At 33.7% G+C, this 13,984-nt stretch carries 11 protein-coding genes; 6 read left to right on the top strand and 5 right to left on the bottom strand.

Annotated features, from left to right (window positions below; all coding sequences use genetic code 11):
* Positions 1-34 precede the first annotated feature (34 nt).
* Together AABD74_RS04000 and AABD74_RS03995 are read left to right on the top strand one after the other, a co-directional pair.
* Entirely contained in the window at positions 35-1,858 is a 1,824-nt protein-coding gene (locus tag AABD74_RS04000) for a histidine kinase (RefSeq protein ID WP_406844752.1), read from the top strand.
* Positions 1,855-2,604 (top strand): LytTR family DNA-binding domain-containing protein, encoded by a 750-nt coding sequence (locus AABD74_RS03995; RefSeq protein WP_180856070.1) that lies wholly within the window; start codon positions 1,855-1,857, stop codon positions 2,602-2,604. The genes AABD74_RS04000 and AABD74_RS03995 overlap by 4 nt, the downstream gene beginning before the upstream one ends.
* Positions 2,605-2,874: 270 nt before the next feature.
* On the opposite strand, the gene AABD74_RS03990 is transcribed toward AABD74_RS03995, so the two are convergent.
* The 5 genes from AABD74_RS03990 to panC form a co-directional block, all read right to left on the bottom strand.
* Positions 2,875-4,839, bottom strand: a complete 1,965-nt coding sequence (locus AABD74_RS03990) for a transglycosylase domain-containing protein (protein ID WP_406844751.1) — start codon at positions 4,837-4,839, stop codon at positions 2,875-2,877.
* Positions 4,840-5,021: 182 nt separating this feature from the next.
* Entirely contained in the window at positions 5,022-6,383 is a 1,362-nt protein-coding gene (radA, locus tag AABD74_RS03985) for a DNA repair protein RadA (RefSeq protein ID WP_232682996.1), read from the bottom strand.
* The gene (locus AABD74_RS03980) at positions 6,383-7,537 is read right to left on the bottom strand and encodes an alpha/beta hydrolase (RefSeq protein ID WP_232682998.1); all 1,155 of its coding nucleotides are present in this window, start codon (positions 7,535-7,537) and stop codon (positions 6,383-6,385) included. The genes radA and AABD74_RS03980 overlap by 1 nt, the downstream gene beginning before the upstream one ends.
* Before the next feature lie 200 nt (positions 7,538-7,737).
* Complete coding sequence (gene panD / locus AABD74_RS03975) at positions 7,738-8,088, bottom strand: aspartate 1-decarboxylase (RefSeq protein ID WP_053473997.1); 351 nt, start codon at positions 8,086-8,088, stop codon at positions 7,738-7,740.
* A gap of 14 nt (positions 8,089-8,102) precedes the next feature.
* A complete protein-coding gene (panC, locus tag AABD74_RS03970) occupies positions 8,103-8,981 on the bottom strand; it encodes a pantoate--beta-alanine ligase (RefSeq protein WP_406844750.1) in 879 nt (292 codons plus the stop codon).
* Between the two features lie 78 nt (positions 8,982-9,059).
* On the opposite strand from panC, the gene AABD74_RS03965 reads away from it, so the two are divergent.
* The 4 genes from AABD74_RS03965 to AABD74_RS03950 all read left to right on the top strand — a co-directional run bounded on the left by AABD74_RS03965 (position 9,060) and on the right by AABD74_RS03950 (position 13,983).
* Complete coding sequence (locus AABD74_RS03965) at positions 9,060-9,866, top strand: glycogen/starch synthase (RefSeq protein WP_232683000.1); 807 nt, start codon at positions 9,060-9,062, stop codon at positions 9,864-9,866.
* 20 nt (positions 9,867-9,886) lie between these two features.
* Entirely contained in the window at positions 9,887-11,533 is a 1,647-nt protein-coding gene (locus AABD74_RS03960; RefSeq protein ID WP_406844749.1) for a DUF4270 domain-containing protein, read from the top strand.
* 7 nt (positions 11,534-11,540) lie between these two features.
* On the top strand, positions 11,541-13,391 hold the full coding sequence (gene glmS / locus AABD74_RS03955) for a glutamine--fructose-6-phosphate transaminase (isomerizing) (RefSeq protein ID WP_232683003.1): 1,851 nt from the start codon (positions 11,541-11,543) through the stop codon (positions 13,389-13,391).
* 145 nt (positions 13,392-13,536) lie between these two features.
* Positions 13,537-13,983: a T9SS type A sorting domain-containing protein gene (locus AABD74_RS03950; RefSeq protein ID WP_406844748.1), complete on the top strand. Its 447-nt coding sequence runs from the start codon at positions 13,537-13,539 to the stop codon at positions 13,981-13,983.
* The last annotated feature ends 1 nt before the right edge of the window (position 13,984 follow it).

The raw sequence follows: 13,984 nt of genomic DNA, 5'->3' as shown, positions 1-13,984 counted from the left end.
TTAGGTTACTTTACACTTTCTAAATAACTTATTTGTGAAACATCATTTGGTAATTAGTTTTAGTCTGCTTTTTTTAGTGCTATTGTTTCCACAGCAAATAATAGCGCAGGAAGCTCCTGTGCAGAAAAGTGAAAAAAGCAAACAAGTCAAAATCAGTAAAGCAGCCGATGATTTATCTAAATCATTAGATGAAAATGATGAAGCAAAAATTGCCCAGAATTACGAAAGGCTGGCGAATGAATTTTTAAATAACGGAGATAATGCCAAAGCCGAGGAATATTTTAAAAGAGCATTAAACAGTTATACCAAACTAAAACTAACGGAAGATAAAACGCGTGTAACCCGAAGTTTAGCTAAAACACAGGAAAACCAAAAGAACTTTGATTCGGCAATTAAAAATTATGAAGCTGCGGGTTCTTTGGCAAAAGACGTTTCTGAAGAAAAGATAAATTTAAATGATGCCAACCGACTTAAAAATAAGGCAAATCCGGCAAGTCAAAAGAATTATGTAGATTCTAATATTGAATTGCTGAAAAAGGAAAAGAAGAGTGAGGAAGTAACAGAAGCGTATGTGCAAAAAGCGCAAAATTCATTAGACTTAAAAGATAAAAAGGTTGCGATAGAAAGCTATAAAAAGGCATTAGTTTATGCAAAAGACAAACCCGAAGCTGTAATTAAAATCAAGAATGAAATTGCAAAAGTTTATGCCGAAGACAATCAGTTTGATAAAGCTGTCAGTATAAATGAAAAACTGCTTGCCGAAGCCAAAAACAATAAAGATTATAATACCGAAATAAAACAACTGCAATCGCTGGCATCTCTTTATTTTGAAAAAGCAGAACCGGAAAAAGCAATTTCGTCTTTGAAAGAAGCGTATGATTTATCGTTTCAAAAAGGAAATTCGACGGAAGCCAAAAAAAGCCTGTCATCCTTAATTAAATATTACAAAACAAAAGGCGAAGACAAAGAAAGTATGGCGTTGTATGAACAGTTTTTTCAAAACTTCGAAAAGCTGATTCATTCTGATACGACTTTAATCGATGCCAAAACATTTCAGATTACCGAAAATAAAATTCGTCAGTTAGAAAAAGAAAAAACACTAAAAGATGAACTAATTTCAAAGAAAAATACATTCAATTATTTTTTGATTGGTTCGGTAATTTTACTGCTGCTTTTGTTTACGTTTATTTCGAAAGCATTGTATTCTATCAGAATAAAAAATAAAGAAATCGCTTTGCAGTCACTGCGTCGTGAAATGAACCCGCATTTTATTTTCAATAGTTTGAATAGTGTGAATCAGTTTATATCAGAAAATAAAGAACTGGAAGCCAATAAATATCTGACTTCATATTCGAACTTGATGCGGAATATGATGGAAAACTCCAATAAGGATTTTATTTCTTTAGATAAAGAAGTCGAACAGCTTAAAAAATATCTGGATTTAGAGCATTTACGTTTTGAGGATAAATTCAATTTTGAAATTATGGTAGATGATTCGCTGGATGCTGAAAGGGTTTTTGTTCCGAATATGATTATCCAGCCACATTTAGAAAATTCAATCTGGCACGGATTGCGCTATTTAGACCAAAAAGGATTTTTATCGCTTCGGTTTGATTTTAAAAACGGAAAAATAATCGTTAAAATCGATGATAACGGAATTGGTTTAACCAAAAGCCGCGAGCTTAAAACAACGAATCAGAAAATATACGAATCCCGTGGTTTGAACAATACAAAAGAGCGAATTGATCTTTTGAATGAATTGTATAAAAAAGATATTTCATTTAAGATTTTGGAAAAAGAAGGAGCAGAGAAGGGAACTATTGTTGAAATTGTTTTTCCATTAATTGACAAAATATGATGACACTGCAAAAGATAAAAAGTGTAATTGTCGAAGACGAACTTGCCGCGCGCGAAGTACTTAAAAACTATTTAAGCAAATACTGTCCGCAGGTTGAGGTTGTGGGTGAAGCCCAAAATATAAAAGAAGCCGTTCCGCTGCTTCACGAAGTGAAACCACAATTGGTTTTTCTGGATGTCGAAATGCCTTTTGGAAATGCTTTTGATGTTCTGGAAGCTTGTAAAGATTTACATTTTGAAACCATATTTGTCACCGCTTTTTCTGAATATTCACTAAAAGCTTTGAATCAGAGCGCGGCATATTATCTGCTAAAACCCATAAGTATTGAAGAATTGATTGTTGCAGTAAATAAAGTGCAGCATCAAATTATGAACAATGAAATCTTCAACAGAAATAAAATCATCGTAGAAAATTTTCACGAACAAAAACCGGAAAAGCAGCAAGTTATTCTGCCAACACTTGAAGGTTTTGAAGTGGTAAAAATGGAAGAAATAGTACGTCTTCGCGGCAATGGTAACTTCACCGATTTATACCTCAATAACGGAAGTAAAAAAATGGTCTGCCGATTTTTGAAACACTTTTCAGAGATTTTGCCATTGCCTTTTATTCGGGTTCATAAATCGCATATTATCAATATGAATTGTGTAAAATCTTATAATAAAGGCGGTATTGTTACACTCAATGACGAAACTGAAATTGAGGTTTCATCGACTTATAAGGAAGAATTTTTAAGGAACTTTAGATAATCGTTTCCTGCAAGGTTTCCAAAACCTTGTAGGTATTAGAGAGTAAATAGTAACAAACACCTACAAGGTTTTGAAAACCTTGCAGGAGAGACGCAATATTGTCATTTCGACCGAAGGGAGAAATCGCACTAGTATTTCCGCAAAGAGAATCGACAATCTTTGTAGAGTTACTAGTGCGATTTCTCCCTTCGGTCGAAATGACAAAACTTTGCGAGATTATAACATTTAGTGTAAAAAAACTTTGTGCCTTAGCGCCTTCATTGCAAATACCTACAAATCAAACTCATCTCCTCCAGACAAAGAATCCACCGGAACTGCAGTAGAATCCGGAGCCTTGATTTTTATTAAAGAACGAGCATTTCCTGAAATATAAACTGGTAATTGACCAATTGTATCTTCAGGAATTAAAAGACCACGGCGAAACATTAAGTTCTTTAGAAACTTCTGATTCTTTAATGCATAATCTTTCAGATTTCCTTCGTCATTAAACTGATACATGAATTTTCTTGGTTTCGGAATAATAGTAGCCAAATACAAGCATTCATCAACATTTAAAGCCGACGGACTTTTTTGGAAATAGAAATGACTTGCTTCACCAATTCCGTATACATTTGGTCCCCATTCGATAATGTTGAAATACACTTCGAGCATTCTTTCCTTACTTACAATTCGGTTATTTTCTAAAATGTAAACTAATAAGATTTCTTCAAGCTTTCGCGAAAGCGTTTTTTCTCTGGTTAGGAAAACATTTTTAATCAACTGCATGCTGATCGTGCTCGCGCCGCGTGAGAATTTTTTAGTTCTGATGTTTTTTAGAATCGATTGTTTGAAAGCTTCGTTTATAAAACCACGATGTGAAAAGAACGACGGATCTTCGGTTGTTAAAACACATTTTCTCAAATAAGGAGAAATCTGGTCTAAAGGTGTATAATTTGGATTGGCATTTCCAACCAAAACCGGTCTTTGCAATACATTTTGAATTATGGCACGATAGACAAATTCGCCGTTTAGTTTATTTAAATCGGCTTCGCCATATTTTGTAATTCGTAAATCTTCTTTTTTGAGTTTACTGTCAAAAACAAGTGTGTTTGGTTTATTTTTGTTGAATTTGAAATCGAGTTTATAATCGAAATTCCCGGTTGCCTGCATTCCTTGAAAATGTGTAAATAAACCATCGGGAAGCGAAACAATAAAATCCTGCGCTTTCATTTTCGGAATATCAACTTTTAAAGTATAAACTGTATCTTTTTCGGTATCGTAAGAAGCGTATGGACGCAGTTTTATTTTATTCAGCGTCATTGTTGAGGTGCTGTCAATTGAAATAAAATCATCCCCCAATAAAAAGCGGTAATCAAAACGTGCATTTTTTATAACAACATCTTTACTGGCAATTTTTGGATGATTGATTTTTAGGTTTACAATAGAAGTAAAACCATCAAGATGTAATTCGCTTCCGCTTTTATCAATATTTTCAACGTTTAAACGGATAGAATCAAAACTTGCTTTTAAACTATATCTTTCATCAAGATATGGAACACGAATGGCTCCGGTATCTAAATTAAAAAACCGAATATCTGCTTTTTGATTTCTTGGGTCTGCAAAACCTTTTAAGTTCCATTTTTGATCAAAATCCTTGCTAACGACATGAATGTTGGTTTCGAGCTGTTTGTTGTTTAAAATGAGTTTATTTATTGCAATAGCCGTTTTTTTGCCATTGTCGTCGATTTTGAATTGGAAGTTTTCCAAATTCATATCAGTCGGAACTAAATTGAGCAGTTTTGAAATAATACGATAGGCAAAAGCACCGTATTTTCGCTTTTCGCTTTTTTCAGAATCGTCACGGTTTCTTTTTAAGAAAGCATCAAAGTTGCGGATTTTTCCTTTTTTAACTAATTGTATATAACCGTTGTCGACTTTTAAAGTTCCAACCTGAACATCGCCAATTAGTAAATTGCTTAAACTGACGCTGGTTTCAATATTTTTAATTTTTAAAAGTGTATCGGCATTTTTAGGAACTAAAACAACATCGGTGAGTTTGATGCTGGATAAGCCGTCAAAAGAAGCTTCTTTAATAGAAAAATCACTGTTATAGTCAACAGCCATTTTGTGGGTTACTTTTGCAACGGCCTGTTTTAAAAGCGAGTTGCGGAAAAAGTATAATCCAATGCAAAGCAAAATCAATACCAGGGCAAGTATTTTTAAAGCTTTGAAAATTTTTTGTTTTGGAAAATTCATAAAGTCTATTTCGTAAAAGATTTTAGGATTGTTCGTTAGTAGGATGGTTTTTGCCACGACTCGAGCGATAGCGAACAGACGAAGCAATTTCACTAATTTCTCGAATTAATTTGATGTGATATTTACTTTGAAATAGGTGCAATTTAAATAAAAAATTCGTGTTTAATTTGCAGCAAAAAAACTTAACCAAAAAGAATACTCGCAACATCTTCAATTTTTGCCACAAGTTCAATTTTGATTCCGGTATTTTTTAAAGCAATTTTATTGTATTTAGAAACAAATATGGTATCAAAACCTAGTTTTTCGGCTTCCTGAATACGTTGATCTACACGGTTTACAGGACGAATTTCTCCAGAAAGTCCCACTTCTCCGGCAAAACAAAAACCTTTTCCAACAGGAATATCCTCGTTTGATGATAAAATGGCAGCAACAACGGCAAGGTCAATTGCGGGGTCATCAACAGAAATTCCTCCGGTTACGTTTAAGAAAACGTCTTTTGCGCCTAAACGGAATCCGGCTCTTTTTTCAAGAACCGCTAAAATCATGTTTAGTCTTTTAGCGTTGTAACCTGTAGTGCTTCGTTGCGGTGTTCCGTAAACTGCTGTACTTACCAAAGATTGAATTTCGATCATTAACGGACGCATTCCTTCAAGTGTTGTGGCAATTGCGGTTCCTGATAATTCTTCGTCTTTGTGTGAAATCAATATTTCTGACGGATTGCTTACTTCGCGCAAACCGCTTCCAAGCATTTCGTAAATTCCAAGTTCAGAAGTTGAACCGAAACGATTTTTTAGGGAACGTAAAATTCGGTAAATATGATTTCTATCGCCTTCAAACTGCAAAACAGTATCAACCATGTGTTCCAGAATTTTTGGTCCGGCAATATTTCCGTCTTTCGTAATATGGCCAATTAAAATAACCGGAATATTGGTTTCTTTGGCAAATTTGATCAATTCGGCAGTAGTTTCTCTAATTTGAGAAATACTTCCGGCTGTAGATTCGATATAATCTGTGTGTAAAGTCTGAATCGAATCGATAATTACAATTTCAGGCTGAATCGCTTCAATTTGTTTGAAGATATTCTGTGTTTTCGTTTCCGTAAGAATATAGCAATTTTCACTGCTTGGTGTAATTCTTTCGGCGCGCATTTTTATCTGTTTCTGGCTTTCTTCTCCAGAAACATATAACGTTTTATAAGGTAATTTTAATGAGATTTGAAGTAAAAGTGTACTTTTTCCAATTCCCGGTTCTCCGCCCAAAAGGGTTAAAGATCCCGGAACAATTCCGCCGCCCAAAACACGATTCAATTCGCCGTCAGTAGTATCCATACGGATTTCCTGAGCCGAATCGATTTCATTTATTTTTAAAGGTTTCGGAGCTTTACTTGTTGAGCTTGGTTCGCTTTTCCACGCTGTTTTTTCCTGCTTCTGAATTATTTCTTCGGCAATAGTATTCCATTCTTTGCAGGCATTGCATTGTCCCTGCCATTTAGAATATTGGGTACCGCAGTTTTGGCAAAAAAAGGAAGTTTTAACTTTTGACATTATTTGGTTTTTTTGGCAAGCGTATTCATTTCGTCAATTTTCTCATACATCAAATCTTTATTCAAGTCGCCAATTGGCTCCATTTGCGAAGCATTTTGGTATTTTTTTGAAGCATGTTTAGGATCGCCCATTTTTTCGTACATCAAGCCTAATTCATATTCTCCTAACATGGCTTTTGGATAATTTACGTTTCCAATTTCAGCCATTCTTCCTAATTCGTCGTAGGCATTTCTTTTTAAAATAATATTTTCAATTACTTTAAAGTCACTCATTCTAACCGGAATCTGAACGCCTAGAACTTCAGACATATCATTGTATTTTTTTTGCAAATAATCAGCATAACCTGTTTGAAGAACTGCAATTTTGTCGTTGTATTCGGCAGAATTTATAGGTCTGTATATTTCAAAAATCTGATATAATGCACTCGGAATCGAATGTAAAACCTCAGTATAATGTGTTGCGCCTTTAAATACTTCGTATTTATAATTCACTAACGGATTATTTGCGATTTTAATATTTCCGGCCAATTTTTCAATTGGTTCTTTTATTTTCTTATTGTCGCCTTCTCCGGCAGAAAGATAATAGAATATTGGTTTTTGTATTTTGGCAAATTTTTCGGCAATTCTAACTTCCATTTTTGGTGCAAGTTCCGGACTCAAACAAATGTAGGCATTAAAAAGAGGTTCTTCTTTATACAAATAAAAGTTAGCAAAACTTGCTGTTACATCATGACCTGCGATAATTCTAAAAGGCGATGTACGGTATTTTTTCTCTACATAGGGAATTAGTTCAGAACCAATAAATTCAAAAAATTTTGCTCCTTTTTCAAAAGGCAGTCCTTCGTTTTGATCAATTGTGGTATCGTCGTAACGTTCTTCATCTTTATTTTGATGAATACCAATGATAATCATTTCTGGAATATCGTCCCAATAATTGCCATAACTTACGGCTCCATAAAACGGGTCAAACAAATAATCGCCATCTAATAAATATAAAACGGGATATTTTTTATCTGATTTTGCATCGTAAGAAGCAGGAAGTCCAATTGTTATTCTTCTTTCTTCTCCTAGTTTTTCGGATTGAATGTTGTCAAATTTTTTCTGGGAGAATACAGAAATGGAAATTAATGTAATTAGCAGGTAAACTTTTTTCATGATTTGTGGCATTTCAGTGAATTAAAAAGTATTTAAATAGTGTAGCAATATAATACTTTATTTGCTTTTTGTGATTTTGGGGAATAAAAAAAGCAATGATTTCTTACGGGTAATAAATTTTCAATTTAGGCAAAAGAAAATCTATTTGTACAAAAATATTTTTTGACAAATTACACACGTAAATAAGAAAGGAATGTGATTTATGTTAACGAATTATCGTTTTCATTTGGGAAAATGATCCACGGTTTGAAGGTTTTAGCTTCTTCAAAATCCAGGGTTGCATACGAAATGATAATAATAATGTCGTCTTTTTGAACTTTTCGGGCAGCAGGACCATTCAGTGTGATTTCGCCTGAATTTTTTTCTCCCTTAATGGCGTAAGTTTCAAAACGTTCTCCGTTATTAATGTTAACAATAGCTACTTTTTCGCCTTCAATAATATTAGAAGCCTCTAGTAGAGTTTCATCAATAGTAATACTGCCAATATAATTTAAATCAGCTCCAGTAACTTTTACTCGATGAATTTTTGATTTTATAACTTGAATTTGCATGGAGCAAAGATAATTTAATTTAATGAAATGGTGTCTATCAGCCTTATAGAATTAACAAATACCGCTATAAACGCGCGGTATTTTTTGTCGTTTGTTTTATGATCGATAGGTAATAATGTCGATTCATCAGCAATGACAAAATATTCGAGGTCAAATCTTTCGTTGTCTTTAAAGGAATCCTCGACAAATTTAATGGTTTCCTCGGGAGTACTGTTTGGGAAGATTTCTTTAGCTTCTGTTAAAACTTTATAGATTATAGAAGCTTCTTTTCTTTCTTCAGCAGTCAGCCTTTCATTTCTGGAACTCATTGCCAAAAGATTATCTTCTCTAAAAATAGGGCAGCCTACAATATTTACCGGAAGGTTGTTTTTTTCGACCAGTTTTTTAACAATTTGAAGCTGTTGGAAATCTTTTTCGCCAAAATAAGCATTGGTTGGCGTCACGATTTCGAACAAACGTTTTACAATTGTTCCAACACCGTTAAAATGTCCGGGACGGAATTTTCCTTCCATTTGATTTTCTAATCCGTCAAAGTCAAAAGACTGCGAAATAGTCTGTCCTTCATAAATATCATCTACAGAAGGAGCATATAAAATTATTTTGTCACTTAAACCTCTCATTTTCTTAACGTCTTCTTCAAGAGTTCGAGGGTATTTTTCAAGATCTTCGGGATTGTTAAATTGCGTTGGATTTACAAAAATACTTACAACTGTGTCGTCATTTTCTTTAAGTGAACGCTGCATTAAAGCCAGATGCCCTTGGTGTAAAGCTCCCATGGTTGGGACAAATCCTATAGTCGAATTTGCGGTTTTGATAGTTTTTAAATAAGCTATCAGAGCTACTTTACCGTAGAAAATATGCATGGCAGTATTATTAAAATTTAGTGCAAACATAATATATTAGTTATAAACTGCATAAAATTTTGTAATTTTGCGACGTTTTTATTACCAAAAATTAAGTAAAATATTATTATGAAAGATAAGAGGATATTATACGTATCATCTGAAGTCGTGCCTTATTTGGCTGAAAATGAGGTTTCTTTAATGTCTTATGACGTTCCTAAAATGATTAACGATCAGGGAGGTCAGATAAGAATTTTCATGCCAAGATATGGAAATATCAACGAAAGAAGACATCAATTACACGAAGTAATCAGGCTTTCAGGGATGAATTTGGTAGTGAATGATTTAGATATGCCATTGATTATCAAAGTAGCTTCAATTCCAAAAGAAAGAATTCAGGTTTACTTTATTGATAACGATGAATATTTTAAACGTAAAGCAACTTTTGCAGACGAAGAAGGGGTTTTATATCCAGACAACGACGAGCGGGCTATATTTTTTGCAAAGGGAGTTGTTGAAACTGTAAAAAAATTAAATTGGGTTCCGGATATTATCCATGTTCATGGATGGTTAGCGGCGATGCTTCCAATTTATATGAAACACTATTATAAAAATGAGGCATTGTTTAATGATACAAAAATCGTTACCTCAGTTTATGGTCAGTCTTTTGATGAAAACTTAGATTTAGAAATGATAAACAAGGTTAAATTTGATGGTGTTCCGCACGAATCAGTTTCTGATCTTGAAACCCCAAATTACGAAAATGTCTTAAAGGCCAGTATATTGCATTCTGATGCTGTCATTATAGCGTCAGAAAATGTTTCTCCAAGTTTAACAAAATTTATAGAATCTTCAGGAAAACCTTTTTTACCTTTCGCCGCGAAAGATGCATTCGCCGAGGCGTATACAAATTTCTATAAAACTATGGGTCTTTAAATTTTAACTATAATACGAATATGTACAATACTTCTTTTATTAAGAAAATTCTATTAGCCGCAACAGTTGTTTTTTTATATTCCTGCGACAAAGATTTTAATGCGATTGGTGATGATTTAATTGGTGATGATCATTTTGGATTGGAATCTGAAAAATATGATGTTATAGCTTATAATCAAGAAGTAACTCCAATACAATCAAATGCTTTAGTTACAAATGCTTTAGGGATTTATGATAATCCGGTTTTTGGTACAACCACTGCAAATTATAATACACAAGTAGCGCTTGCTGCGTATGCTCCGTCAATTGGAGAAACACCAGTGATAGAAAGTGCAGTTTTAAGTATACCTTATTTTAGTCATATAACAAGTACCAATACGGATGGAACTCATGTATATCAGCTCGACTCTATTTATGGTGCCCCTACGGGTAAGCTTAAATTAAGTGTTTACGAGTCTGGTTATCAAATGAGAAGTAGTTATTATGATAGTGGTAATCAATTTCCACAATTATATTATAATGATCAAACTGAATTTGAAACGGCTAAAAAACCTTATATAGTAACGGGTAAACCTTTAAATGATGGAGGAGTACTTGAGAACAGCGAATTCTTTTTTGATTCAAAAGAAATTAAAGATGTAACTAAAGATAAAGATAATAAAGATGTTACAACTTTAGTAGCGCCAGAGATGCGTTTAAATTTAAATAAGCAATTTTTTCAGGAGAAAATTTTAAATGCTGCGAAAGAAAAACTTTCTGCTGCAGATGTATTTCAGGAATATTTTAAAGGCTTGTATTTTAAGGTTGAAAAATCTGGAGGAAGTTTAAGTAATATGGCTTTAATGGATTTTACTAAAGGGAAAATTACTATAAAATATAAAGCCAAAACGGATATTACAACAGATGGTCCTGAGGTAACAGAAGATAGATCAATAGTAATAAATTTAACCGGAAGTAATGTTAATCTTCTTCAGGATGTTAAAGATACTGATTACCAAAATGCCGTAGCTGCACGTAATACGACTACCGGAGATAAAAATCTTTATTTAAAAGGCGGTCAGGGATCTCTTGTAATTATAGAACTTAAAGACTTTGGTTCTAAATTAGAAGAAATTAGAAAAAACGGATGGCTGGTAAATGAAGCTAATTTGGTCTTTCATGTTGATGCAGAAAAAATGGCAGTTAAAAAGACTGACAATTTACAGGCACAGGAACCAAAAAGAGTTTACTTGTATGATTTTAAGAACAGCACACCGCTTTTAGATTATTCAGCAGACGGAAGTTCCAGTATAACATCTGATGCAAGGATGTCAAAAGTTATTTTTGGAGGTATAATAAATGTTGATGCAACAACAGGAAGAGGAAGTACTTATAAAATTAGAATTACAAATCACATACGTAATTTAATAAAAACAACAACCGCAGTTAATGTAAAGTTAGGACTGGTTGTTACCGATGATATAAGTATTATAACATCAAATAAATTGAAAAATAGAATTCAGCTTAATCCACAAGTGGATCCAAATGAATATTTTTCAGAAGCACCGAGAGCATCAGTTATGAATCCGTTAGGAACTATATTATTTGGAAATAATATTCCTGCAGGTGATTCAAATTATGATAAAAGATTGAGGCTTGAGGTTTACTACACGAAACCAAATAAATAAGTAATATATGTGTGGAATTGTTGGATATATCGGCCATAGAGAGGCCTATCCTATTGTTATCAAGGGCTTAAAGCGGCTTGAGTACAGAGGATACGATAGTGCCGGCGTTATGTTGTATGATGACGAATCAGGTATAAAAGTTTGTAAAACAAAAGGCAAAGTTTCTGATCTTGAAGCTAAATCGAAGATAGGTTTTACAATAAATGGAAATATTGGAATTGGGCATACCCGCTGGGCAACCCACGGTGTACCAAATGACGTGAACTCGCATCCTCATGTTTCTAATTCTGGAGATTTAGTAATTATCCACAATGGAATTATTGAGAATTATGCGCCGCTTAAAGAAGAGTTGATTAAGCGTGGATACACTTTTAAATCTGATACTGATACAGAAGTTTTAGTAAACTTAATTGAAGAAGTTCAGAAAAACGAAAAAATTAAGCTTGGTAAAGCAGTTCAGATTGCGTTAAATCAAGTTGTTGGAGCGTATGCAATTGCTGTTTTTGACAGAAAAAATCCAAACGAAATTGTTGCAGCAAGATTAGGCAGTCCGTTAGCAATTGGAGTAGGTGAAGGAGAATTCTTTATTGCTTCTGATGCTTCTCCGTTTATTGAATATACTTCGAATGCGGTATATTTAGAAGATGGCGAAATGGCTAATATCAGACTGCATAAACCTCTAAAAGTAAGAAAAATTAAAGATGACTCTTTAGTAGATCCTTATATTCAGGAACTTCAATTGAATTTGGAGCAGATTGAAAAAGGAGGTTATGATCATTTCATGCTAAAAGAAATCTACGAACAGCCAAGTGTAATTAAAGATACATACAGAGGAAGACTTCATGCCAATGAAGGAATTGTTCAAATGGCTGGTGTTGAAGATAATCTTGAGAAATTTTTAAACGCTAAGCGAATTTTAATTGTTGCTTGTGGAACTTCATGGCATGCTGGTTTAGTAGCTGAGTATATCTTTGAAGAATTTACACGTATTCCGGTTGAAGTAGAATATGCTTCTGAGTTTAGATACAGAAACCCAATTATCAATAAAGATGACGTTGTAATCGCTATTTCTCAATCTGGGGAAACGGCAGATACTATGGCTGCTATTAAGCTGGCTAAAGAAAACGGAGCTTTTGTATTTGGAGTTTGTAACGTTGTAGGTTCATCTATTTCAAGAGAAAGTCATGCAGGTGCTTACACGCACGCAGGACCAGAAATTGGAGTAGCTTCTACAAAAGCTTTTACAACTCAAATCACGGTTCTTACCATGATTGCTTTAAGATTAGGGAAAGCTAAAGGAACCTTATCAAATTCTGATTTCCATGCTTACTTACAAGAATTAGAATTAATTCCTGAAAAAGTAGCAGAAGCATTAGAAACAAATGACAGAGCAAAAGAAATTGCTGCTAAATTTAAAGATGCTCCTAACTGCCTTTATTTAGGCAGGGGATATAATTTTCCGGTAGCACTAGAAGGAGCTTTAAAACTAAAAGAGATCTCTTATATTCACGCAGAAGGTTATCCTGCTGCCGAAATGAAACACGGACCAATTGCTTTAATTGATGAGCAGATGCCGGTTATTGTAATTGCACCTAAACAAGGTCACTACGATAAAATTGTAAGTAACATCCAGGAAATTAAATCCAGAAGTGGTAAAATCATTGCCGTTGTTACTAAAGGTGATACACAGGTTCGCGAATTAGCTGATTATGTAATCGAAATTCCTGAAACTTCTGATGCATTGTCACCGCTTATCACGACAATTCCTTTGCAATTGCTTTCATACTATATTGCAGTTATGAGAGGATGTAATGTTGATCAGCCGCGTAACTTAGCAAAATCTGTTACGGTAGAATAGCTATTTTTTAAAATACAAATAATATTAAAAAAGCGAGATTTAGGTCTCGCTTTTTTTTGCCCAAAATTTTTCGTTAACATTAAATTTGTAGGATTTAAAATATAATTATACGTTTGTAGGAAAATATTTTAAATTTTTATTATTTATGAGAACATGTCTTCTTTTTATTCTACTGCATTTTTGTTTTTCTGCAAACGCCCAAACAAAACTAACTTTTAGTTATGATGGTGCCGGAAATCAAACAAACAGAGCACTATGCATCAATTGTTTGTCAAAATCTGTACAGCAGGTTAAAGAAATAGAGGCAGTTGTCGAAAATGATTTAGAGAAATTCTTTCCGGAAGATGTTATCTCCTACTATCCAAATCCTGTAAAAGAACAATTGTACCTGCAATGGCAGCTGGCTCAGGATAATTATGTGATTTCTGTTCATGTTTATTCTATAACTGGACAGGTTTTACAAACATACCAGACAAATAGCAGTTTAAACAATTTAAATATCCCTTTTCAGCAATATCCTACAGGTATTTATCTGGTGCTGCTTTCTTATAAAGATGGAGGAGAAAAATCTATTAAAATCATTAAACAATAAT

The sequence above is a fragment of the Flavobacterium soyae genome, assembly GCF_045348165.1.
Classification (GTDB): domain Bacteria; phylum Bacteroidota; class Bacteroidia; order Flavobacteriales; family Flavobacteriaceae; genus Flavobacterium; species Flavobacterium soyae.
The sequence above is the reverse complement of the archived record's forward strand: the minus strand, read 5'-3'. Positions and strand labels throughout refer to the sequence as shown.